Annotated in this window: 15 protein-coding genes; 4 read left to right on the forward strand and 11 right to left on the reverse strand. The window is 72.9% G+C overall.

Annotated features, from left to right (window positions below; translation table 11 throughout):
- Positions 1-73: 73 nt before the first annotated feature.
- The 3 genes from ACE4Q9_RS08525 to ACE4Q9_RS08535 form a co-directional block, all read right to left on the reverse strand.
- Complete coding sequence (locus ACE4Q9_RS08525) at positions 74-2,272, reverse strand: ATP-binding cassette domain-containing protein (RefSeq protein ID WP_397983635.1); 2,199 nt, start codon at positions 2,270-2,272, stop codon at positions 74-76.
- 141 nt (positions 2,273-2,413) lie between these two features.
- Complete coding sequence (locus ACE4Q9_RS08530; protein WP_397983636.1) at positions 2,414-3,172, reverse strand: NUDIX domain-containing protein; 759 nt, start codon at positions 3,170-3,172, stop codon at positions 2,414-2,416.
- A gap of 106 nt (positions 3,173-3,278) precedes the next feature.
- Complete coding sequence (locus tag ACE4Q9_RS08535; RefSeq protein ID WP_397983637.1) at positions 3,279-4,817, reverse strand: DUF4192 family protein; 1,539 nt, start codon at positions 4,815-4,817, stop codon at positions 3,279-3,281.
- 133 nt (positions 4,818-4,950) lie between these two features.
- Between ACE4Q9_RS08535 and ACE4Q9_RS08540 the strand changes: the two genes are divergently transcribed.
- Together ACE4Q9_RS08540 and ACE4Q9_RS08545 are read left to right on the forward strand one after the other, a co-directional pair.
- Positions 4,951-7,131: a RecQ family ATP-dependent DNA helicase gene (locus ACE4Q9_RS08540; protein ID WP_397983638.1), complete on the forward strand. Its 2,181-nt coding sequence runs from the start codon at positions 4,951-4,953 to the stop codon at positions 7,129-7,131.
- A gap of 793 nt (positions 7,132-7,924) precedes the next feature.
- Positions 7,925-8,539 (forward strand): hypothetical protein, encoded by a 615-nt coding sequence (locus ACE4Q9_RS08545; protein ID WP_397983639.1) that lies wholly within the window; start codon positions 7,925-7,927, stop codon positions 8,537-8,539.
- Positions 8,540-8,715: 176 nt separating this feature from the next.
- Here the strand turns inward: ACE4Q9_RS08545 and ACE4Q9_RS08550 are convergent, their stop codons facing one another.
- The 4 genes from ACE4Q9_RS08550 to ACE4Q9_RS08565 form a co-directional block, all read right to left on the reverse strand.
- Positions 8,716-9,339 (reverse strand): hypothetical protein, encoded by a 624-nt coding sequence (locus tag ACE4Q9_RS08550; protein WP_397983640.1) that lies wholly within the window; start codon positions 9,337-9,339, stop codon positions 8,716-8,718.
- A 69-nt stretch (positions 9,340-9,408) separates the two neighbouring features.
- A complete protein-coding gene (locus ACE4Q9_RS08555; RefSeq protein WP_397983641.1) occupies positions 9,409-10,110 on the reverse strand; it encodes a ribonuclease HII in 702 nt (233 codons plus the stop codon).
- Between the two features lie 328 nt (positions 10,111-10,438).
- Positions 10,439-11,881 carry an MFS transporter gene (locus ACE4Q9_RS08560; protein ID WP_397983642.1) on the reverse strand — a complete coding sequence of 481 codons (1,443 nt, stop codon included), beginning with the start codon at positions 11,879-11,881 and terminating at the stop codon, positions 10,439-10,441.
- 167 nt (positions 11,882-12,048) lie between these two features.
- Entirely contained in the window at positions 12,049-12,708 is a 660-nt protein-coding gene (locus ACE4Q9_RS08565) for a TetR family transcriptional regulator C-terminal domain-containing protein (protein ID WP_397983643.1), read from the reverse strand.
- A gap of 263 nt (positions 12,709-12,971) precedes the next feature.
- On the opposite strand from ACE4Q9_RS08565, the gene ACE4Q9_RS08570 reads away from it, so the two are divergent.
- Complete coding sequence (locus ACE4Q9_RS08570) at positions 12,972-17,054, forward strand: type I polyketide synthase (RefSeq protein WP_397983644.1); 4,083 nt, start codon at positions 12,972-12,974, stop codon at positions 17,052-17,054.
- 161 nt (positions 17,055-17,215) lie between these two features.
- Here ACE4Q9_RS08570 and ACE4Q9_RS08575 read toward each other — a convergent pair whose 3' ends face one another.
- The 3 genes from ACE4Q9_RS08575 to ACE4Q9_RS08585 all read right to left on the reverse strand — a co-directional run bounded on the left by ACE4Q9_RS08575 (position 17,216) and on the right by ACE4Q9_RS08585 (position 19,580).
- On the reverse strand, positions 17,216-18,121 hold the full coding sequence (locus ACE4Q9_RS08575) for an ADP-ribosylglycohydrolase family protein (RefSeq protein ID WP_397983645.1): 906 nt from the start codon (positions 18,119-18,121) through the stop codon (positions 17,216-17,218).
- Between the two features lie 12 nt (positions 18,122-18,133).
- Positions 18,134-18,793 carry a histidine phosphatase family protein gene (locus tag ACE4Q9_RS08580; RefSeq protein ID WP_397983646.1) on the reverse strand — a complete coding sequence of 220 codons (660 nt, stop codon included), beginning with the start codon at positions 18,791-18,793 and terminating at the stop codon, positions 18,134-18,136.
- A 181-nt stretch (positions 18,794-18,974) separates the two neighbouring features.
- On the reverse strand, positions 18,975-19,580 hold the full coding sequence (locus tag ACE4Q9_RS08585) for a YdbC family protein (RefSeq protein WP_397983647.1): 606 nt from the start codon (positions 19,578-19,580) through the stop codon (positions 18,975-18,977).
- Positions 19,581-19,730: 150 nt separating this feature from the next.
- Here ACE4Q9_RS08585 and ACE4Q9_RS08590 point away from each other — a divergent pair, with 150 nt between their 5' ends.
- A complete protein-coding gene (locus tag ACE4Q9_RS08590) occupies positions 19,731-20,264 on the forward strand; it encodes a TerD family protein (protein WP_397983648.1) in 534 nt (177 codons plus the stop codon).
- A gap of 128 nt (positions 20,265-20,392) precedes the next feature.
- Here ACE4Q9_RS08590 and ACE4Q9_RS08595 read toward each other — a convergent pair whose 3' ends face one another.
- The gene (locus ACE4Q9_RS08595; protein ID WP_397983649.1) at positions 20,393-23,290 is read right to left on the reverse strand and encodes a vitamin B12-dependent ribonucleotide reductase; all 2,898 of its coding nucleotides are present in this window, start codon (positions 23,288-23,290) and stop codon (positions 20,393-20,395) included.
- Positions 23,291-23,306: the final 16 nt, after the last annotated feature.

Here is a 23,306-nt window from a genome sequence, read left to right on the forward strand (position 1 = left end):
TTATCGGAAAGAAACGAGCCGCCCGCGGGGAGTTGTGGGCACAAGCGGCATCAGAACCGTAAGAGGCGTGGTCTCAGGCCCTGGCGCGCACGGTCGTGAACAGATAAGCGCACAGCAGTGCCGCCAGGGACAACGCCATTGCACCGCCGACGGGTTGGAGGAACAGCCGCGCCACCGCGAGCAGGTACCGGTCCCCTCCGAAGGGCCACGGCAGCAGGAACACCTCCCGCGTCCGCGCCGGGAGATCGGCCACCGTGTGCTCGGCCGGGCCCCGGAACGCCGTGCGCAGGAGGGGTACGACGGCCACGGGTACGGCGAGGACGGCGGCGAGCCCGCCCGAGGTTGACCGGAAGACGCCCGACGCGAGCACGCCGGCCCAGGCGCACCCGGTGCCGAGGGCGAGCCAACTCGCGGCCAGCGGGAGCCAGTCGTCGGGAACCTGGGTCAGCTCCCTGCCGTAGACGAGGTAGAGCGCTTCGGCGTCGCAGCCCGCGACGAGGAAGGCGAGCAGTATGGCGGTCGCGCCGGAGACGAGGAGTTTCGCGGCAAGTAGCCCGAGCCGGCGGGGCACGGTGCCGCGGTCGGCCGCGAGGGCGGGGTGGCGGAACTCGTCCCCGAAGGACAGCGCCCCGAGCAGCCCGGCGGCGAGCGCGGCGGGGGGCAGCGGCAGTTCCCGTGGCCAGGCCGCGAACAGCCGCGCCTGCGGGGTGTGGCCGATTCCGGCCAGCGCCACGGCGGTGAGCACGGACAACACGAGCGCCACGCCGCAGATCAGCCATCCGGTGCCGACGCCCATGGCCCGCCGCAGCTCATAGCGCAGGGGGCGCAGAGGGGTGGGGGCTGGGCGGACGGAGATGGGGGGCGGGAGGGGGGAGTGCGGGTCGAAGGCCCGGACGCTGTCGTCGCCGCCGGTCCGGGGCTCGGGGTCCGCCCGCCATGGCCGACGGACGGCCGGAGTTCTGGCGCCGGGCAGGAGGGTGCGGAGGGCGGAGATACGGGTGGGGGCGATACGGGTGAGGGTGATGAATGTGGAAGTGGTGCGAGTGAGGGCGGTGTGGGTGAGGGTGGTGCGTGTGTCGGTGGTTTCCGGCCGTGCGGGCCGGCGGGGAGTGGTCTCGGCGTCGACGGCCACGCGTGCTCCGGCCCGCGGCGGGGCCGCGGTGGCTTCGGCCGCCGAGGTCGAGGTGGTCGAAAGGGCGGGCGCTGGAGAGGAGTTGGGCCGGGGTGGGCTCTGCGGGAAGGAGGCCGAGGCGGTGGATTCCGTGTGTGCCATGGCGGGCGGCTCCGGGACGGAGAAGCCGAACACGGTCTTCCCGCGCTCCGGTGGCGTACGGCCGGTCGCCGGGCCGCCCGCGGTCGGCGCGCGGTCGGACACTGCGCCGGCTGTACCGGAGCCGGGCCCCATGTCGCCCACTTCGTCGGCGAGTTGGTGGACGAGGATGCCGTGCCGGAAGGCCGTCTCACCGATGACCGCGGTCGTGGTGCCGTACACGGAGAGGCGGTTGCCGTCCTCGCGGACCACCTCGACGGAACGGCGGCCGGTGCGGGCCTCCTTGGCGATCGCGGCCGCGAGGCGCCCCGCGTAGGGGCTGCGCACGGCCACGCGCGGGCGCAGCCGGGTTCGGGCGAACTCCCCGGCCTCCTGGTCGGCGACGAGTCTGCCGGCGTCGAGCGTGATCACCCGGTCGGCGATGTGCGCGGCTTCCCTGGGGTCGCCGGTGGTCGTCAGCACGGTGCCGCCCTGGTCGGCGTGGGCGCGCAGCATGCCGTGCAGCCACTGGGCCTCGGCGGGCGAGAGGCCGGCCGCGGGATCGTCCAGGACGAGCGTGTGCGGGTCGGTCAGCAGGGCACATGCCAGACCGAGCCTGCGGTCCATGCCGCGCGAGAGCGTGCCGAGGCGTTCCTCGCGGAAGCTGACGAGGCCGACCGCTTCGAGGGCCTCGTCGGCGCGGCGCCCCGGCACGCCCGACGCCGCGCACAGCATGCGCAGATGACCGCGGACCGAGCGGGCCGGATGCCCCGGTACGTCGCCGAGCAGCACGCCGACCTCGCGCGCCGGATGGGGGATCCGGTACAGGGGCCGGCCCCTGAAGTAGGTGATGCCGCGACCCGGTCGCAGGGCGAGCATCAGCCTCAGCGCCGTGGTCTTGCCCGCGCCCGCGGCCCCCAGGAGCACGGTGATCTGTCCGGCGCGCGCTTCGAAGGAGACGTTGTCGACGGCGGGCGGCCGCGCCTTGCGGGGGGTGCTGGTCAGTCCGAAGGCTTGGATCACTCGCAGCAAGATAGCGTGCGATGTCTTGTTTTTTGGTGTATGGGACGATTTAAAGAAGAACGCCATGCCCGCGCGCCGGTCCCTGTCCGCCGTTCGGCGCAAGAAGGGCCCGGTTTCCGCCCACGGCCGGGCGCTCGCCGGTCAGACTTCGGGGCGCAGCATCGGCGGGTTCAGCAGCGTGGCGCCACCGGCCCGGAACAGCTGGGCCGGACGGCCGCCCTGGCGTGTGGTGGTGCCTCCCGTCGGAACGAGGAACCCCGGCGTCCCGGTGACCTTGCGGTGGAAGTTGCGCGGGTCGAGGGCCACCCCCCACACCGCTTCGTACACCCGGCGCAGCTCGCCGACGGTGAACTCGGGCGGGCAGAACGCGGTGGCCAGCGACGAGTACTCGATCTTGGAGCGGGCCCGCTCCACGCCGTCGGCGAGGATCTGGGCGTGGTCGAAGGCCAGCGGGGCGACGGGCTCGCCGTCGCGGCCGTAACCGCCCTGCTGGAGCAGTTCCTCGACCGGGGCCCAGCGGGCGTTGCTGGCGTCGCCGCCCGCGCGGGGTGCGGGCAGGTCGGGGGCGAGCGCGAGGTGTGCGACGCTGACCACCCGCATGCGCGGGTCCCGTCCGGGGTCGCCGTAGGTGGCGAGTTGCTCCAGGTGCGCTCCGTTGTCCTGCGCGGGGGCCGAGGGGTCGTGCGCGTGCAGCCCGGTCTCCTCGGCCAGTTCTCGCGCCGCCGCCTGGTTCAGGTCCTCGTCGGCCCGCACGAAGCCACCGGGCAGTGCCCACCGCCCCTGGAAGGGCGGCTCGCCCCGGCGTACCGCCAACGCGCACAGCGAATGACGGCGAACGGTCAGCACGACCAGGTCCACGGTGACGGCGAAGGGCGGAAAGGCTGACGGGTCGTAGGGCATACCGCGATCATAGTCGTCTGCCTGACGATAAACACGTCCTTCCCTGGTGGGCACCGCCGGTGCTTCCGCTTCGTCGCGTTATGGGGCGGGCCGTCTCCCGCCCCGTTCAGGTCGCGGTTTCCTCCGTTCCCTCGGTGCGGATACGGGTGCCCGCCGGGTGCCGGGTGCCCGGCCGCGCGGCGTGGCCGGGGGCCGGACCGGGGCCCGTCGGCCCAAGTCGCCGACCGGGCACGCGGGCGGCGCGGGGGCCGTCCCCGGCGGCGGCGACGGCGGACCGCAGCCGGCGGCGTCGACGGATACGCGCGGCCGGATCCGGCGCGTCGGCCGGTACCGCTTCAGGGGTCGGTGACGCGTCCATCGGGTCCGTCGGGCCTTCGGTCGCCGGTTTCGTGGCCGTCGGATGGGCGGGCTCCGGAGGCGTGACCGTGAGGTTGGCAGGTGCCGGTTCCGCGGCCGTCCGATTCGCGGGCGGCGCCTGGGGGTTCGCGGACGGCGCGTCTCCCTCCGCGGGTTCCGTGCCCGGCGCTCCCCCGGTCCGTGCCGGCCGCAGGCAGCGGCGGATCGACTCCACGTCCAGTCCGTCATTGCACGCCTGGTGCAGGAGGCGCGCGAAAAGGTAGTCCGGGTCGGCTGCCATGGCCATGGCCAGGGCCTCGCGGGCCTCCAGTTCGTCGCCGGTGGACCAGGCGACCCAGCCCGCCAGGGTCAGCGGAGCGGCGGCGTGCTCGGCGTACGGTCCGACGCAGCGGCGGGCCAGGGTGCGCCAGAGCCGGAGCGCCGGGGCCGCCTCGTCGCCCTCCATCCACGCGGCGGCGCGGTCGCGGGTGTTGCGGTCCTGGAGGCCCAGGATCAGTCGTGCCGCCTCGTCGTGTCCGATCAGGCCGTCGTCGCGCAGGTCGGCCGGGAGGGTGCCCGCCACCGGGGGCGCCGAGGCGAGGCGCTGGAGGGCGCGCTCGGCGAGGACGATGGTCTCCTCGGCCACCTCCGCGCGGCCCGCCTCGTCGAGGATGCGGGGCACCAGCGCCACCCCGGCCGCGTCGAGGGCGGCCTCCTGCTCCCGCGCCGCGGCTGCCTCCCAGGGTTGCAGGCGGGCGCGCAACTCCTTGAGCGTCCCCCGGACTTGAAGGCCGGCGTAGGTGGCCGCGGCGGCGAGGACGGAGGTGCCGGGCAGCCCCATCGGCGTACCGTCCTCGGGGCAGCAGCCCTCGACGGGGCAGCAGTACGACCAGTAGCGGCCGTCGGAGACGCACAGTGCCTCGATGACCGGCACGTCGAGGTCGCCGCACTGGACGCGCAGCAGCTGGACGAGGCGGGCGAGACGGCGTTTGACGTCCCGGCCGCGCTCTCCCGGCGCGGGTTCCTGGCAGACGTAGGCCACCATCTGTTCGGGTTTGGCGCCCCGCCGCTCGCTGCCGGTCACCAGGCCCCTGGCCAGTTGCCGCGCGGCCTCTTCCCAGTCCTCTTCGTGCTCGGGGATGCCGAGCCGGGCCCGGCCGCCGAACCTGCCCTTGCCTCCGCTGTCGTGCAGGGCGACCAGGACCATGCTGTCCTCCGGCCGGTAGCCCAGCAGATAGGGGAGGGCGTCGGCCAGTTCGGCCGCGGAGCGCAGGGTGATCTGCGCGGTGGTGTCGCTGTGATTCGTCATGCGCCGACGATCTCGCGGATCCGTCGATCCCGCTCGGGCCTGTGGATAAGTCGAATCAGGGACACGACAAGGCGTCGAGGGTTGTCCACAGATCCGCCGCCGGCCCGCCCGTTCGTCGCTCCCGTCCTGTTGTATGGAACGCATGGAGCACGAGCACACGAGCAACGCGGATCTCCGGGCACGGGCGGACGCCGTCCTCGCCCGGCTCGTCGGGGACGCCACGGGCGCCGCCCGGCTGCGCGAGGACCAGTGGCGGGCGATCGAGGCGCTGGTCGCCGAGCGGCGCCGGGCGCTGGTCGTACAGCGCACGGGATGGGGCAAGTCCGCGGTGTACTTCGTGGCGACCTCGCTGCTGCGGGCCCGCGGCAGCGGGCCGACGGTGATCGTCTCGCCGCTGCTCGCGCTCATGCGCAACCAGGTGGAGGCGGCGGCCCGCGCCGGCATCCACGCCCGGACCATCAACTCCTCGAACACCGAGGAGTGGGAGGACGTGCAGGCCGCCATCGCCGCCGGGGAGGTCGACGTCCTGCTGGTCTCGCCCGAGCGGCTCAACAACCCCGACTTCCGCGATCAGGTCCTGCCCAAGCTGTCCGCGGCGACCGGGCTGCTGGTCGTGGACGAGGCGCACTGCATCTCCGACTGGGGCCATGACTTCCGCCCCGACTACCGGCGGCTGCGCACCATGCTGGCCGACCTCCCGCCCGGCGTCCCCGTGCTGGCCACGACGGCGACGGCCAACGCGCGCGTGACCGCCGATGTCGCCGAGCAGCTGGGCACCGGCGGCAACTCCGACGCGCTGGTGCTGCGCGGCCCGCTGGACCGGGAGAGCCTGAGCCTGGGCGTGCTGCGGCTGCCGGACGCGGCGCACCGGATGGCCTGGCTCGCCGATCACCTCGACGACCTGCCGGGCTCCGGGATCGTCTACACCCTCACCGTCGCCGCCGCCGAGGAGGTCACCGCGTTTTTGCGACAGCGGGGCCACACCGTCGCCTCGTACACGGGCCGGACGGAGAACGCGGAACGGCAGCAGGCGGAGGAGGACCTGCTCGCCAACCGGGTCAAGGCACTGGTCGCCACCTCCGCGCTCGGCATGGGCTTCGACAAGCCCGACCTCGGTTTCGTGGTCCATCTCGGCTCGCCCGCCTCCCCCATCGCCTACTACCAGCAGGTGGGCCGGGCCGGCCGCGGGGTCGAGCACGCGGAGGTGCTGCTGCTGCCGGGCCGGGAGGACGAGGCGATCTGGGAGTACTTCGCCTCGCTCGCCTTCCCCTCCGAGGACCTGGTGCGGCGCACCCTGGACGTCCTCGCCCACGCGGACGGACCGCTGTCGCTGCCCGCGCTGGAGCCCCTGGTCGAGCTGCGCCGCTCCCGGCTGGAGACCATGCTCAAGGTCCTCGACGTGGACGGGGCGGTGCGCCGGGTCAAGGGCGGCTGGCTCGCGACCGGGCAGCCGTGGTCGTACGACGCCGAGCGGTACGCGTGGGTGGCGCGGCAGCGGGCGGCCGAGCAGCAGGCGATGCGGGCGTACGCGAGCACCACCGAGTGCCGGATGGAGTTCCTGCAACGGCAGCTGGACGACGAGGGGGCCAAGCCGTGCGGGCGCTGCGACAACTGCGCGGGGCCGCGCTTCACGGCCGACGCCTCCTCGGCGGCGCTGGACGCGGCGCGCGGCGATCTGGGGCGCGCGGGGGTGGAGGTGGAGCCCCGGCGGATGTGGCCGACGGGGCTGGGCGCCATCGGGATCGACCTCAAGGGACGTATTCCGGCTGGTGAGCAGGTGGCGCCGGGGCGGGCGCTGGGGCGGCTCTCGGACATCGGCTGGGGCAACCGGCTCCGCCCGCTGCTCGCGCCGCGGACGCCGGACGGGCCCGTGCCGGACGACGTGGCCCGCGCCGTGATCGAGGTGCTGGCCGACTGGGCCAAGGGGCCCGGCGGCTGGGCGCCCGGTGCCGGGGGTGCCCAGCCGAGACCGGTGGGGGTGGTCACCGTCGCCTCACGCAGCCGGCCCCTGCTCGTCCACTCGCTGGGCATGCGGATCGCGGAGACCGGGCGGCTGCCGCTGCTGGGGTCCGTGGCGTACGACGAGGACGCGCCCCGGATGTCGCGCAGCAACAGCGCGCAGCGGCTCAAGGCGCTCGACGGCACGCTGGTGGTACCGCCCGCCCTCGCGGCGGCGCTGGCCGGGGCGGACGGTCCGGTGCTGCTGGTCGACGACTTCACGGAGACCGGCTGGACCCTCGCGGTCGCGGCGCGTCTGCTGCGCCGCGCCGGTGCGAAGGGGGTGTTGCCGCTCGTGCTCGCGATTCAGGGTTGACCTGGGTGAGGGACGCCCGGCCCCAGGAGCCAGGGGTTGTTCGCCCCGAGGGCCGGACGGTGATCGGGCCACCGAAAGCAGGGACGATCGGCAATCGGCCTGAAGGTGGGCTGGCGACCCATAGGTCAGGCGTAGTTCGACCCGAGGGCCAGGCGACGACAGACCCGAGGGCCAGGCGCTGATCGTCCCGACGGTCAAGCGGCATTCGACCCCAGGGCCAGACGGCGACCGCCCCGCCCGCCCAAGCAGCACCCGACCCCACCACCAGACCACCACCGCCCCGCCCGCCCAAGCAGCACCCGACCCCACGGCCAGACGGCGATCGCTCCGAAGGCGGGGTGGCGATCGGCGCAAAGGCCAGACGGTGAACGGCCGCCAGGTCGGGCGGCGTTCGGCCGGAAGGCGAGATGGCGTTCGACCGGAAGATCAGACGGTGAACGGCCCCGAGGGCCAGACGGTTACTGACGTTGTAGTCGTGGTGTCGTCGGTGTGAGCCACCCGCCTGCAAGATCAGTAACGGCCTGAGGGCCACGCGGTGTCCGGGGTACCCGTCCTGGAGACGCGCGAGCGCCCCATGCGTCATCCGCCCGAGCCGTGGGTAGGGATATAAGCCACGCACCACCCGATACCCGGCGGCAGCCCCAATTGCTCGTTGCCGCATTCCAGTTCGACAGGAAGAATTGAGATCCGCTCCCCGCACGGCCCGGCCGTGATCCGGTCGGGCTTCGCTGCGGTGCGCGGTCCCCGAATCCGACCTCGCCCGTTGTGTGGGCGCGTAGCCGAAGGGAGGAACGTGACCTTCGGATTCGCCTCGTCCCCGGCGGCCTCGTTGACGACGTCCACCGCTTCCGCCAGCCGTGTGCTGGAGCCGGCGGAGTGGGCCGCCGCGGGAATCCCGCTGCTGCGCAACCCGCGCGAGGTCGTCAGCGGACTGCACGCCCGGCATCAGCCGCGGCCGTCCACCGCGGTCGTGGCCGTCCTCGATCCGGACGAACGGCTGTGCGCCAGCGCGTCGTTCACCCGCCGGGCCGCTCCCGCGGACGGCTGGATGTTCCGCAACGCCCTGCTGTCCCAGCTGCGCCGGGTCATACCGCACGACCTGCGCCGCCGTACCCCGGTGCGCACCGCCGTCCTGCTCTACTGCCGTGAGGGCGACGCGCGTTGGACCGAGGAGGACGGCGCCTGGATGTGGGGGCTGCGCGACGCCTGCACGCTGCACGGGCTGCGGTGCGGTGCGTACATCACGCTGACCCACGACGGCTGGCAGGTGCTGGGCGAGGGGCGCGGTGGCCGCCGTCCGCACGCGCACTCGGCGCCGGAGCCGTTCGCCACGGCGGATGCCCCGCCGCCCGTACCGCGCACCGGCGGACCGGTCTCCGAGGTCCTGCGCCGCGCGGCGGCCCGCTGAGGAACGGCGCGGGTCCGGCAGTCCGACGCGCCTTCACCACCGGAAAACCCCAGGCCGGCACCGGGGAAGGCGGCAACCGCCCCACGGCCGGCGCCGAAAGACGCACGGCATGCCGGAGGGCGCACCGTGCGGTGCCCCCTCGGGCGGCCGCCGGCTCCCGGAGTCCGGCGGGTGGTTCAGGCGCCGGTGCCGAGGGCCGCATTGATCTGCTGCGGGTCGCCGCAGACGATCAGCAGGGCCTTGGCTCGGGCATGGGCCAGCGAGAGGACGTCGGCGGAGGGGGCACCCCCGTTGACGGCCACGACGACCACCGGGCGCGAGGCGGCGCGGGAGGCGATGGCGGCGTCCGTGTAGAAGACGTCGTCACCCGCGTCGTGCTGCGCCCAGTAGGCGGCTTCGCCGAAGGACAGCTCGTGCTCGGCCCACGGATGCTGGGCACCCGTGGTGATCACGAGCACGTCGCCGGGGGCGCGGCCCGAGTCCAGCAGCAGGTCGACGGCCTCCTCGGCGGCGTCGATCGCACCCTCGGCCGAGGCCGGGATCAGCTGGATCTGCGGACCCGCGACCGCGGTGGAGGCAGCGGGACCGGAGGGACCGGGCTTGGCCGGAGCCACGTCACGCGGCGTGCGCTGCACCGGCGGCGTAGGCCGCTGAGGGCCGGGACGACCGGGGCGGGACGGCGCCGCGGGACGGGGGCCGGGTACGGGGCGAGGGGTCGGGGCGGTGCGGCCGCTGGCCGGCGTGACGCGGGGACCCTGGGCACTCTCGTGAATCTGAGGCTCCTCGGGAATGAGAGGCATGAGCTGATTTTTATCAAACGTTGAGGTGGCGCTGATGAACGGGGTGGCACATCAGTGCGATCGGAACCGTCAGAAGTCGAAGCCGAGCTGGCCCTCGATTTCCGGAACGCTTCCGTCCGCCCAGTTGCGGGCCTTCTTGAGGTGCCGCCACTGGGGCAGCGCATCAAGATACGCCCACGACAAACGGTGGTGCGGGGTGGGGCCCCGCTCCTCCAGTGCGGCCTTGTGCACGGGCGACGGATACCCGGCGTTGTCCGCAAACCCGAAGTCTGCATGGTCGACAGCCAGTTCGGCCATCATTTTGTCGCGCTGAACCTTGGCGATCACCGAGGCCGCCGCGACGGCGACGCACGAGCGATCGCCCTTGATCACCGTGCGCACCTGCCACGGGGCACCGAGATAGTCGTGCTTTCCGTCGAGGATCACGGCGTCGGGGCGGACCGGCAGGGCGTCCAGGGCGCGGACCGCGGCGAGCCGCAGTGCGGCCGTCATCCCCATGCCGTCGATCTCCTCGGGGGAAGCATGCCCCAGCGCGTAGGCCGTCACCCACGACCGCAGGATCTCGTCCAGGGCGGTGCGCCGCTTGACGGTCAGCAGCTTGGAGTCGGTCAGGCCCGCGGGCGGTCGACGCAGTCCGGTGATCGCCGCGCAGACGGTGACGGGCCCGGCCCAGGCGCCGCGCCCCACCTCGTCGACACCGGCGATGACCTTCGCTCCGGTCGTGGCACGCAGGGAGCGCTCGACGGTGTGAGTGGGAGGTTCGTACGGCATGGCGCCCTTAGGTTACGCCGCCGGGGGCGCCGGCCGACACCCCGGTCGCCCGGAGAGCGGTGAAAGCGCCAGACGACGGGGCCGTAGCGGAATCCACTTCACCGGATTCGCGACAGCATATCGAGTGGGCCCGTCGTCCTGGTGGCCGCGGGAGGGCGAGAGAGGAGGAGCACCGGCCGTTCCCGGATGCCCGGATTGAACTTCCTCACACCGGCGTTGCCCCGGGGGCACGCACTCGTCGGCCGCCCCGGCCTCGCCCGTCCCACAGGCGGGCCCTCCCGAGTCCGATCGCGTCCGCGAATCACACCTCGGCTCAGGGGTCGGCAGGTCAGGCGGTCTCCTTGCGCGGGACGTACCGGATGCTGAGGATGATGACGGCGAGGAAGCACAGCGCCACCAGGACGACGCTCAGACGCAGGCCGAGCAGGGTGTCGGGCATGCCGATCAGGGAGCCGAGCAGCGCCACGCCCATCGCCATGCCCACCTGGCGGGCGGTGTTGAGGACACCGGAGCCGAGGCCGGCGTAGGCCGGGTCGATGGCCAGCAGCGCGGCGGCGTTCAGGCTCGGGGAGAACACGCCGCAGCCGAGGCCGGTCAGACCGGTGCCGACGGCGAACAGCGGCCAGCTTCCCTGGTCGGTGACGCCCAGGAGCAGGGTGCTGCCGACCAGGGAGGACAGGGCGCCGGTCCACAGCAGGAACCGCGGGCCGCGGTGCACGAGGTGGCGGTTGAGGACGATGGTGCCGAAGACCCAGGCGACGGAGAAGGGCAGGAAGTACACGCCGGTCCGCTCGGCGCTCAGGCCCCACCGCTGCTGGAGGTAGATGGCGAGCATGAACTGGAGCCCGTAGCCGCCGAACTGGAAGGCGAAGCCGTTGGTGACGGAGGCGGAGAAGGCGGCACGGCGGAAGACGGCCGGCGGAAGCATCGGGTGCGGGGAGCGGGCCTCGACGGCGACGAACGCGACGGCGGTCAGCACCGAGACAGCCAGCAGCAGGAGCGGGACAGGGGCGGCCCAGCCCAGCGAACCGCCCTCGATGAGGTAGGCGACGCTCGCGGAGAGGGCGGTGATGCCGGTCAGCTGGCCGGGCAGGTCGGCGCGGGACCCGCGGCGGGGGGTCTCACGGGCGTGGCGCCGGGCGAGGTGGAGGGTGACCAGGCCGACGGGCACGTTGATGACGAAGATCGAGCGCCAGCCGAACAGTTCGGTCAGGGCGCCGCCGCCGAGCGGGCCGGCGACGAGGGCGAGGCCGCCGGTGGCACCCCAGACCGTGATGGCCTTGGCGCGCTCCAGCGGGTCGGGGTAGGTGCGGGCGATGATGGCCAGGGTGGTGGGCAGCAGACCGCCGGCCGCGATGCCCTGGAGGAAGCGGGCCACGACCAGGACGGTCAGGTTCGGGCTGAGCGCGCACAGCAGGGAGGCGGCGGTGAACGCGGCGAGCGAGGAGACGAACAGCCGGCGCGCCCCCCAGCGGTCGCTGATGCTGCCCGCCGTGAGCAGGAGGGCGGCCAGCGGGATGGTGTAGCTGGTGACGACCCACTGAAGGGCCGCCATCGAGCCGTGGACGTCGCGTTCGATGGCGGGCAGGGCGATGTTCAGGGCGCTGCCGTCCAGCAGGATCATGAAGAAACCCAGGCAGACGGCGGCGAGGGCGAGCGCGGTGTGGCGCGCGGCGGGCGCCTGGTCGGCCGACGGTAAGGACGGGGGTGCGGCCGGAGGTGCGGGCGTGGGTGTGGGTGGGGTTACGGCCGGAGGTGGGGGCGGGGTCACGGCCGGAGGTGCGGGCGCGGGCGCGGACGGGGCTACGGCCGCAGGCGCAGGCAGGGCCACGGCCGGAGACGCAGGCGCGGGCGCGGGCGCGGGCGCTGCTACGGCCGCAGGTGTGGGCGGGACTGTCGGCTGCCGCGTCGCGTTCGTCGGTGTGCCGGGGACGGTGGTCATGACGGGAGCCCTCTTTCGGTCGGGATGCGGTGCGGTGCGGTGACGTGCGAGGGCGAGCGGGGTCGGGGGTGGGCCTCAAGCCGCGCCAGGGCACTCTTCGCGGCCTCAGTGGCCCGGCGGAACGCCGACGGGTCCCGCTGGGCACGGGCGAGCACGTAGCCGCCCTCGACCGTGGCGATGACGAGCGAGGCCATGGCCGCGGCATCGGTGTCCGCGCGCAGTTCGCCGTCCCGTACACCCTCGGTGAGCACATCGGCGATGCGCTGGTGCAGCCATGCGAAGAACTCGGCTACGGGAGCCCGGAGTTGATCGTCGGCGACGACGTCGGGGTCCTGGACGAGCCGGCCGACGCGGCAGCCGCCGAGCGGGGCGCGTTCCATGTCGAGGAAGGCACCGAGGCGCTCCAACGCCGTCGTACCGCTGCCGAGCGCCGCCTGAGTGGCACGGCGCAGTTGCTCCGCAGAGTGCCGGATGGCGGCGGCGGCCAGGTCGGCCTTGCCGGAGAAGTGGTGGTACATGCTCCCCTGTCCGGCGCGGGAGCGTTTCTGGATCATCGCCGGGCTGGTGGCCGCGTAGCCGCGTTCCCACAGCAGTTCGGCGGCGGCCTCGACGAGGAGGACCTTGGTCGGCTTCATGCCGGCGGCTGTCGACTTCACACCGTGACCGTACATACTAGTAGGTACAGAACGCAAGGCCGGGCACCCATCCCGCACCGTCACCGCAGCCGACGACCCCGATCGCGCAACGCGGTCCCGCATACCGAGACAATCCCTGAGACACCGATATAAGCCTCGGGGTCAAACTTGGTCGCCGGTGTAACTTTGCATCGCACTTGCACCGCGCACCTCAACCCGCCCCGCCCTCCCTCGGCGCGGCGGTCGTGTTTGTTCTCATCGGCCCTGATCGAAGGTGAACGTACGTGGAGCGCTTCCCGTGCGCAGGTGGCGTCCCCATAGCCGTCGTCGGCATGGGGTGCCGCTTTCCGCGCGCCAACAGCATCGCGGAATTCTGGGATCTCCTGATGGCCAACTCCGAGGCCGTGACCCGGATCCCCGAGGACCGGTTCGACATCGACGACCACTACGCCGGCCGGACTCCCGCACCCGGCAAGACCGTCTCCCGCGACGGCGGCTTCCTCGATGACGCCTTCTCCTTCGACGCGGCGTTCTTCGGGATCTCGCCGGTCGAGGCCAGGAGCATGGACCCGCAGCAGCGGATCCTGCTGCACGTCGTATGGGAGGCGCTGGAGTCGGCGGGGATCGCGCCGGCCGGCCTGGCCGGTTCCCGCACCGGGGTGTTCGTCGGCCAGGCGACCGCCGAGTACGGCGAATCCGGCCGCCCCGCCGAGGGCCCCGGAGTCCGCGACACCGTGGGCGGGCGCCTGCGGGCGGTCACCGCGGGCCGTGTCTCCTACGCGCTCGACCTGCGCGGTCCGAGCCTGGTGCTGGACACGGCGTGCTCCTCCTCGCTGGTGGCGGTGCACGCCGCCCGGCAGAGCCTGCTGACCGGGGAGAGCGACCTGGCGATCGCGGCGGGCGTCAACATCATCGTGTCCCCGCAGGACTCCATCGCGTACTCGCAGGGCGGCATGCTCTCGCCGGACGGCCGGTGCCGGTTCGGCGACGCGTCGGCCGACGGGTTCGTACGCAGCGAGGGCGTCGGCGCGATCGTGCTCAAGCCGCTGCCGGACGCGCTGCGCGACGGCGACCCCGTGCTCGCCCAGCTGCTCGGCAGCGCGGTCACCAACGACGGCCAGGGCAGCGGGCTGTTGCTGAAGCCCGCGGTCTCCGGCCAGGTGCAGATGCTGCGTGAGGCGTGCCGCAGCGCGGGGATCGAACCGGCCCAGCTGGACTACGTCGAGGCGCACGGCACCGGCACGCCGACCGGCGACACCGTGGAACTGCGGGCGCTGGCCGAGGCGGTGGGCCGCGAACGGCCGTTGCGGTGCGGCTCCGTGAAGACCAACATCGGACACGCGGAGGCCGCCGCCGGCATCGCCGGGCTGATCAAGACGGTGCTGATCGCCCGCCACGGCGTCATTCCCGCCTCCCTGCACCTGTCCGACCCGCACCCGCTGCTCGCCGGCGAGCGGCCGGCCGTCCGCGTCGTCACCGAGAACACTCCGCTCGCCAAGGCCGGTCCGCGGGGGCTGCTGGGCGTCAGCTCCTTCGGCCTGTCCGGCACCAACGCCCATGTGGTCGTAGGCGAGTTCACCGATGAGCGGCCACCGGCCGCACAGACCGCGCCGGTGGCCGGGGGCCCCCGTCTCCTGGTCCTCTCCGCCCGTTCGGCCGCGGCGCTGCGGCGCCTGGCGGCGTCGTACGCGGACCACCTCGGACCGGGCGGCGCGGGCCGCGGACAGGCGCTCGGCGACATCTGCGCGACCGCGGCGACGCGCCGCGACGCGGGTCCGCACCGGCTGTGGGCCATCGGTGCCTCACACGACCAACTCGCTTCAGTGCTGAGGGCGTTGGCGTCCGGTGAGCGCACGTCCGATGGCGGATTCGGCGAGGCGGGGTTCACGGGGCCGCGGCGCCGCGTCTTCGTCTTCTCCGGGCAGGGTTCGCAGTGGCTCGGCATGGGCCGCGGCCTGCTCGCCGCGAACGAGGCGTTCCGGACCACGCTGCGCGCCTGCGACCGGGTGGTGCGCGAGGAACTGGGCTGGTCCGTCGAAGAGTTGCTGACGCGGGAGGCCGACCGGTTCCCCGGCGGGGTGGAGTTCGTCCAGCCCACGCTGTGGGCGGTGCAGGTGGCGCTGGCGGCGGCCTGGCGGGATCTCGGCGTGGAGCCGGAGGTGTGCGTCGGGCACAGCATGGGCGAGGTGGCGGCGGCCTGCGTCAGCGGTGCGCTGTCGCTGCGGGACGCGGCGGCGGTGATCTGCCGCCGCAGCCGGCTGATGCGGCGGGTGGCGGGCGAAGGTGCCATGCTCGTCGTGGAGTTGCCCGCCGACCGGGCCCGCGAGGCCGTGGCCCGGACGCCGTCGGTGTGCGTGGCCGCCGAGAACTCCCCCACCTGCACCGTGCTCGCGGGCGACCCGGACGCCCTCGCGGAGCTCTCCGCCCGGCTGGAGGCGGACGGGGTGCTGTGCCGCCCGGTGGACGTCGACGTGGCCTCGCACTCCCCGCAGATGCGCCCACTGCACGCCGAACTGGCGGCAGACCTGGCAGGGTTGTCGCCCCGGGCCGCCGACACCGCACTGTTCTCCACCGTCCGCTGCTCCCCCGTGACCGGTGCCGAGCTGGACGCCGGCTACTGGGCGGACAACCTCTGCGAACCGGTGCGGTTCCACGCGTCCGTACGACAACTCGCCGACCGAAGCGACGGGTTGGAGAGCGTCTTCCTGGAGATCAGCCCCCACCCGGTGCTCACCGCCTCGGTCACCGACACGCTCACGGCCGACGGGGCGCCCGGCACCGCCGTACCGTCGCTGCGGCGCGACACCGACGAGGCGGCCGAACTCCTGCGCGGCGCGGGCAAGTTCTTCGCGGCCGGCGGCCCGGTGGACTGGTCGCGGTGGTACGGCACTCCGGTACGGCCGGTACCGCTCCCCCATTACCCGTGGGAGCGCACCGAGTTCCGGCAGGCACCGGCCGCCCCGCGCCCGGCACCGGAGCCCCTCGTCGGCCGGGTGGATCTTGGCCGGTGGGGCATCGCCGCCTGGGCGGAGCAGTTGGGCGTGGCCGGGGCGGCGGTGTTGCCGCCCGCCGTGCAGATCGCCGCCGTACTCGACGCGGCCGCGCGGCACCTTCCCGAGGCGATGTTCGCGGTACGGGACGTACGGCTCGCCCCCGCCCCCGTCCTGCTCCCCGACCCCGAGGCGGCCGTGCTCGCCATCGCGCTGGAGCGGTCCGGTGACACCTGGCGGGCGGTCGTGGAACTGGAGCAGCCGGACGGCGCCGCGGGGATCTTCTGCTCCTCGGCGCGGCTGTGCCCGGTGGACGACAGCGACGGCCGCCGGGCGCCGGGCGAACTGGACCGTGCCCTGGCCCGCTGCCGGCAGTACCTGTCCGCCGCCGGATTCCGTCGACTCGCCCTCGGCTACGGCCTGGAGCTCGCCGACACGTCCGGCGCGGTGGAGCAGCTGTGGCGACGGCGCGGCGAGGCGGTGGCGCGGATCCGGCCGGCCAAACCGGCGCCGGGGCTGTGGGAGACGGCACTGCTGCCGCTGCTCGCGGCCTGGCCCGAGGCGCGCCGGACCGGGGAGGCGGACCGCGGTTTCCTGCCCACCGGTTTCGAGAGCGTCCAGCTTTACGGTGAGCTGCCGGACGACTTCTGGAGCCTGGCCGCCGTCACCGCGGGGCCCGGCCCGGACGAGGCGCGCGGTGAAGTGCTGGTGCTCGACGGGGAAGGGCGGGTGCTGGCGGAGTTCCGAGGGATCTCCCTGCGCCGTCCGGGGCACCCGCGGTATCCGGGGCACCCGCGGCGTCCGGGACGGCAGGGCCGTCCGGTGGCGTCCTCGCTGGCCGGCGCGCTGCCGGTGCGGCTGCCCCCGCTCGGCGTGTCGCTGCTGGACGCCCCTCTCCTGGGCCCCGCGCGGCCGCTGCTGTCCCGGTTCGCCACCATGATCCGGCCACCGGCGGCCGGGCGGTGGCTACGGCTCGACGAGCACCCGGCGGAACGGTCCGCGCCACGCCCGGTGGAGCGGTCAGCTCCGGGCCCGGTGGAGCAACGCGCCATGATCCCGGCGCACACCGGCGAGGCTCGGGCGACCGCCCCGCACCCGCGGCCCCCGCACGCGGAGCCCCCGTACCCGCACCCCTCGCCCACGGACCCCGCCGGCATGCTGATCGCCGCCGCCTGCGAGGTGCTCGGTGTCGCCAGGGCCGATCTCGACGTGCGCCGGTCGCTGCGCGATCTCGGGCTCGACTCGCTCATGGCCGTCCAGCTGCGCAACCGGCTGAAGACCGGCTGCGGGGTGGACATCACCGCGGGACGGCTGCTGGGCGGGGAGAGCCTGGAGCGGATCGTCCGGGACCTGGCGGTGGGAGCGGCGCCCGTGTGATCCGGGGCGGTCGGCTGATTCCCTGCGGCAGGGCAGCAGTTCAGGGCCGTCGCGCCGAACCGGCGTGACGGCCCCGGCACTTGTCGCGCTGCCGGACCCGCCCCGCACCCACGGACGATCCCCCACGCCAACTACCCGCACCTCAAGCGGACTTCCGCCGGTCAGGCTGCTCCCGGCACCCAGTCGGGCAGTGCCTCGGTCCGCTGTGTCCACTCGGCGGGCGGTGCCCCCGCCTTGCCCGCGGCGAGGACGCCGCCCACGATCGCGCAGGTGGTGTCCACGTCGCCGCCCACCCGTGCCGTCGTCCAGAACGCCGTCTCGAAGTCGCCGAGACCGCGCGCGGCGGACCACAGGGCGAAGGGCACGGTGTCATGGGCGGTCCTACGGCGTCCGCAGCCCAGCACGGCGGCGACGGTGGCGGCGTCGCCGTAGTCGAGCATGTCGCGGGCGCGGCGCAGGCCCTGGCCGACCGCGCTCTTGGGGACGAGCGCGATCACGCCGTCGAGGAGCGCCTCGGGGGCGGGCGGGCCGTCCGGGGAACCGGCCAGGGCCGCGGCCGCCGCCACCGCCATGGCGCCGACCACCGCTTCCCGGTGCTGGTGCGTGGGGTAGGCGGAGATCTCGGCCTGGTGGGTGGCCTGCTCCGGGTCGTCGGCGTACCAGGCGCCCAGGGGCGCGGTGCGCATGGCCGCGCCGCTGCCCCAGGAGCCGCGCCCGTGGAAGAGGGCGGCGGCGGGCCCGCGCCAGTCCTCGCCCTGGCGGACGAGGTTCAGCAGCCGGCTCGCGGTGGGGCCGTAGCCCCGGTCCGGGTCGTGGTGCTCGGCGAAGGAGTGGGCGAGGGCCTCCTGGTCGATGCGCTGGTGGGTGGCGAGCACGGCGAGGACCGAGCAGGCCATCTCGGTGTCGTCCGTCCATGGCCAGGGGCCGGGCGGCAGTTCGCGGCGCTTGAGCAGGGGGTGCCGGGCCGGGACGAAGAACTGGGCGCCCAGGGCGTCGCCGACGGCCAGTCCGCGCAGGCTCGCCAGGGCGCGCTCAAGGCGTCCGCGGGAGGAGAAGTGTGCGGTCATCGCTCCCCCACTCTATCCGGTGGCCCAGTCCGGCACCGGTTCACGCCAGCGCTCGAAGGGCCGGTCGAGGGTGTAGCGGCCGTCCTCCCCGAGGACGAGCATCCGCATCTCGGCGTTGTCCGGATTGGACAGGGATTCGAATTCGGCGACCGTCCAGTGGAACCAGCGCATGCAGAACAGCCGCATCGCGAGGCCGTGGGTCACCAGGAGCACGTTGGGCGGATGGTCGGGGGCCTCGAAGCTGCGGAACAGGCTCTCCAGGAAGCCGCCGACCCGGTCGTAGACGTCGGCGCCGGACTCGCCCTGCGGGAAGCGGAAGAAGAAGTGGCCGTAGGCGTCGCGGTAGGCCTTCTGGAGGCGTACGTCGTCGCGGTCCTGCCAGTTGCCCCAGTCCTGCTCGCGCAGCCGGGGCTCCTCGCGCACGCGTATGAGGTCGGGGTCGAGGGCGAAGGCGCGCAGGGTCTCGTGGGTACGGCGGTACGGCGAGACGTACACGCTCACCCGTTCGGAGCCGAACAGCTCCCGGAGCCTCTCGCCGGTCTCCTCGGCCTGCCGCCGGCCGAGGTCGGTCAGCGCCAGGGCGTGGTCCGGCTCGCGCTCGTACACGGAGTCGTCGGTGTTGCCGGTGGACTCGCCGTGCCGGACGAGGACGATGCGCCGTGGTCGTGCCATGCCGAAACCCTAGATCGGGGGGCGGCGAACCGGTGAATCGTACGGGGCCCATACAGCGCACGTCACACCTCCGAATTCCGGACCGACCGGCTGGTATCTGGTGTCGGACGGTCCAGGACGGCTACGGCTGATGCCAGAGAGTCCGGGACGGCCGGGGCCTGGACGATCGGGACGGCCGGGGTCAGACGATCCAGGACGGCTCCAGGTCGACGATGTCCCCGGAGAGGGCCGCGATGTCCGCCTCGGTCTGGGCGCGCAGGGCGAGGCGCTCGATCCGTTCGGTGCGGTACTTGCCGTGTTCGGCGGCGGCCCGCCACATCGAGAGGATCAGGAACTCCTGCTCGGGGGCCTCGCCGAACATCCCGCGGATCATGCCGGGCGAGCCCGCCATGGCCGGGTTCCAGACCTTCTCCTGCATGAGGGTGAAGTGCTCCACCCGTTCCTCGCGGACCCGGCACAGGGCGAGTCTGAGCAGGTCGGAATCGGTGAAGCGGGGTTCGAAGCCGGTCTTCACGTCGAAGCGGTACTCGAACAGTTTGACCTGGGCGTCTTTGAAGGTGCCCACCTGGGCGGCGGCGAGGCGGTCGTGGGAGCGGGCCATGAAGGAGTCGTAGAAGGCGCGGCTCTCCCAGAAGGCGACGATGTGCGCCACGTCGGGCCGCCGCCGGCTCCAGCCCCCGCCCTGCCCCCGGAAACCCGGCTCTCCGGGAAGCCCCGCCCATTTCCGCTGCCCCCGCTCGAACCCCCGGCGGTCCACCACGGTGCAGCGAATCCACTTGACCAGCACCGCGCCATCGTAAGGCCAGCGGACATGGCGCCGGTCACACTCCGGAGGAGTTCGTCCGCGCGCGTGGAGGCGGGTACGTGGCACGATGGGCAAGGTTCCTCGGCCGCATGGGAGTTGGGGACGAGGTGCGCACAGGGAAGGGGAGGCCCGGTGACCGGTTTCAGCAAGGGGATGCGCAAGGTCGAGGTCGCGCTCAAGTGGGACCCCAGTCCCGCGGGTACGCCGCCCACCGATCTCGACATCATTGCCGCGACCTTCGACGCGCGGGATCCCTACGGAGCCCCGGCGTACCTGGTGCACTTCGACAGCCGCTCGCCCGACGGCACCATCTTCCTCAACCGTGACAGCACCGACGGGCGGGGCTTCGGCTGGGACGAGGTGATGACCCTGGAGGTCGACCGGCTCAGCGAGCGCTACGGCCGTGTGGTGGTGGGTGTCGTCATCCAGCAGCAGCCCGCGCGCCGTACGTTCTCCGGTGTCCTCAACCCCGCGATGCGCGTCCGCGAGGGATACACCGTGCTGTCCGAGGACGACTTCACCTCGGTGCACGACGCCACCGCCGCCACCATCGCCGAGTTCGTGCGCAACGACTCCGGTGAATGGATCTTCCACCCCGGCGTCCACGGCTTCCACGAGGCCCCGGAGGACTTCACACGGGTGATGGGCCGGGCGCACCAGGCCTGACCGCCACGCGGGGTGCGGGCCGCCCTCCGCCTCGGCCGCGGTGGGCCGGCACGGCCGCCCGCCCGACGGCGAAGGGGCGCCGGCCAGTCGGCCGGCGCCCCTCACTTCAGCGGGTCACTCGCGGAGCGTCAGCTGCAACCGCTCGTCGAGCCGCAGCCCTCGCAGATGTAGCAGGAGCCGGCGCGCTGCATCTTGGTGCCGCAGGAGAAGCAGAGCGGGGCGTCGGCCTGGATGCCCAGCTGCATCTCCACCAGCTCGGCGCTGGTGTGGGCCTGCTTCGGGGCGGGCTTCACGGACTCGGCCTCGGCCTTCGGGGCCGCGACGGCCTTCGGCTCCTGGGCGCGGGGCGCCGACTGGGCCAGGCCCTCGACGTCGACCTCGTCGTCGGCCGGCTCGTAGGAACCGGTCTCCAGGTGCCGCTGGCGCTCCTCGGCGGAGTGGATGCCGAGCGCGGAGCGGGTCTCGAAGGGCAGGAAGTCCAGCGCCAGGCGGCGGAAGATGTAGTCCACGATGGACTGCGCCATCCGCACGTCCGGGTCGTCCGTCATACCGGCCGGCTCGAAGCGCATGTTGGTGAACTTCGAGACGTACGTCTCCAGCGGCACGCCGTACTGGAGGCCGACGGAGACCGCGATGGAGAAGGCGTCCATCATGCCCGCGAGGGTCGAGCCCTGCTTGGACATCTTCAGGAAGACCTCGCCGAGACCGTCGTCCGGGTAGGAGTTGGCGGTCATGTAGCCCTCGGCGCCACCGACGGTGAACGACGTGGTGATGCCGGGACGACCCTTCGGGAGGCGCTTGCGGACCGGGCGGTACTCGACGACCTTCTCGACCGCGGTACGGATCGTGTCCTCGGCCTTCTCGGCGATCTCGGCCTTCTCCTCCTCCTTCTTCTTGGCGGAGAGCGGCTGGCCGACCTTGCAGTTGTCCCGGTAGATCGCGAGCGCCTTGACGCCGAGCTTCCAGGCCTCGAAGTAGATCTCCTCGACCTCCTCGACGGTCGCCGTCTCCGGCATGTTGACCGTCTTGGAGATCGCGCCGGAGATCCAGGGCTGGATCGCGGCCATCATGCGGACGTGGCCCATCGGGGAGATGGCCCGCTCGCCCATGGCGCAGTCGAAGACCTCGTAGTGCTCCTGCTTGAGACCGGGGGCGTCGATCACATTGCCGTTCTCGGCGATGTGGGCGACGATCGCCTCGATCTGCTCCTCCTGGTAGCCCAGGCGGCGCAGGGCCTGCGGCACGGTGCCGTTGACGATCTGCATCGAGCCGCCGCCGACGAGCTTCTTGAACTTCACGAGCGCGAGGTCGGGCTCGACGCCGGTGGTGTCGCAGGACATCGCCAGACCGATGGTGCCGGTCGGGGCGAGCACGGACGCCTGGGAGTTGCGGAAGCCGTTCTTCTCGCCGAGGCGGACCACGTCCTGCCAGGCCTCCGTGGCGGCGGCCCACACCGGGGTGTCCAGGTCGTCCATGCGGACGGCCTTGCCGTTGGCGTCCGCGTGCTGCTTCATGACGCGCTGGTGGGCGTCGGCGTTGCGGGCGTAGCCGTCGTACGGGCCGACGACCGCGGCCAGTTCGGCGGAGCGGCGGTAGGCGGTGCCGGTCATCAGCGAGGTGATGGAGCCGGCCAGGGCGCGGCCGCCCTCGGAGTCGTACGCGTGGCCGGTGGCCATCAGCAGGGCGCCGAGGTTGGCGTAGCCGATGCCGAGCTGGCGGAAGGCGCGGGTGTTCTCGCCGATCTTCTGGGTCGGGAAGTCCGCGAAGCAGATCGAGATGTCCATCGCGGTGATGACCAGCTCGACGACCTTCTGGAAGCGCTCGGTCTCGAAGGACTGGTGGCCCTGGCCGTCGTCCTCGAGGAACTTCATCAGGTTCAGCGAGGCGAGGTTGCAGGACGTGTTGTCCAGGTGCATGTACTCGCTGCACGGGTTCGACGCGGTGATCCGGCCGGACTCGGGGCAGGTGTGCCAGTTGTTGATCGTGTCGTCGTACTGGATGCCCGGGTCGGCGCAGGCCCACGCTGCCTCGGCGATCTTGCGGAACAGCGACTTGGCGTCGACCTCCTCGATGACCTCGCCGGTCATCCGGGCACGCAGCCCGAAGTCGCCGCCCGCCTCGACGGCCTTCATGAACTCGTCGTTCACGCGGACCGAGTTGTTGGCGTTCTGGTACTGGACGGAGGCGATGTCGTCGCCGCCCAGGTCCATGTCGAAGCCCGCGTCGCGCAGGACGCGGATCTTCTCCTCCTCCTTGACCTTGGTCTCGATGAAGTCCTCGATGTCGGGGTGGTCGACGTCGAGCACGACCATCTTGGCGGCGCGGCGGGTGGCGCCACCGGACTTGATGGTGCCGGCGGAGGCGTCGGCGCCGCGCATGAAGGAGACCGGTCCCGAGGCGTTGCCGCCGGAGGAGAGCAGTTCCTTGGAGGAGCGGATGCGGGAGAGGTTCAGGCCGGCGCCGGAGCCGCCCTTGAAGATCATGCCCTCTTCCTTGTACCAGTCGAGGATCGACTCCATGGAGTCGTCGACGGACAGGATGAAGCAGGCGGAGACCTGCTGGGGCTGCGGGGTGCCGACGTTGAACCAGACCGGGCTGTTGAAGCTGAAGATCTGGTGCAGGAGCGCGTAGGCGAGCTCGTGCTCGAAGATCTCCGCGTCGGCGGGCGAGGCGAAGTACTTGTGGTCCTCACCGGCCTTCCGGTACGTCTTCACGATGCGGTCGATCAGCTGCTTGAGGCTGGTCTCGCGCTGCGGGGTGCCGACGGCACCGCGGAAGTACTTGCTGGTGACGATGTTGACCGCGTTCACCGACCAGAAGTCGGGGAACTCGACGCCACGCTGCTCGAAGTTGACCGAGCCGTCGCGCCAGTTGGTCATGACGACGTCACGGCTCACCCACTCGACCTCGTCGTACGGGTGCACGCCGGGGGTGGTGTGGATGCGCTCGATGTGCAGTCCCTTGGTGCCCGCCTTGCCGCCCTTGGCTCGGGAACCTCGTGCCGGACCGCTCGCCGTCTCTGTCATGCCGCCTCCCTGATAC

The sequence above is a fragment of the Streptomyces sp. AM6-12 genome (assembly GCF_044327085.1).
GTDB lineage: Bacteria > Actinomycetota > Actinomycetes > Streptomycetales > Streptomycetaceae > Streptomyces.

Excerpts from the sequence above, each read along its gene's own strand:
- ACE4Q9_RS08550 (WP_397983640.1), bottom strand. The coding sequence starts at position 9,339 with ATGCCTCTCATTCCCGAGGAGCCTCAGATTCACGAGAGTGCCCAGGGT.
- ACE4Q9_RS08535 (WP_397983637.1), bottom strand. The coding sequence starts at position 4,817 with ATGACGAATCACAGCGACACCACCGCGCAGATCACCCTGCGCTCCGCG.
- ACE4Q9_RS08580 (WP_397983646.1), bottom strand. The coding sequence starts at position 18,793 with ATGGCACGACCACGGCGCATCGTCCTCGTCCGGCACGGCGAGTCCACC.
- ACE4Q9_RS08595 (WP_397983649.1), bottom strand. The coding sequence starts at position 23,290 with ATGACAGAGACGGCGAGCGGTCCGGCACGAGGTTCCCGAGCCAAGGGC.
- ACE4Q9_RS08555 (WP_397983641.1), bottom strand. The coding sequence starts at position 10,110 with ATGCCGTACGAACCTCCCACTCACACCGTCGAGCGCTCCCTGCGTGCC.
- ACE4Q9_RS08530 (WP_397983636.1), bottom strand. The coding sequence starts at position 3,172 with ATGCCCTACGACCCGTCAGCCTTTCCGCCCTTCGCCGTCACCGTGGAC.
- ACE4Q9_RS08575 (WP_397983645.1), bottom strand. The coding sequence starts at position 18,121 with ATGACCGCACACTTCTCCTCCCGCGGACGCCTTGAGCGCGCCCTGGCG.
- ACE4Q9_RS08540 (WP_397983638.1), top strand. The coding sequence starts at position 4,951 with ATGGAACGCATGGAGCACGAGCACACGAGCAACGCGGATCTCCGGGCA.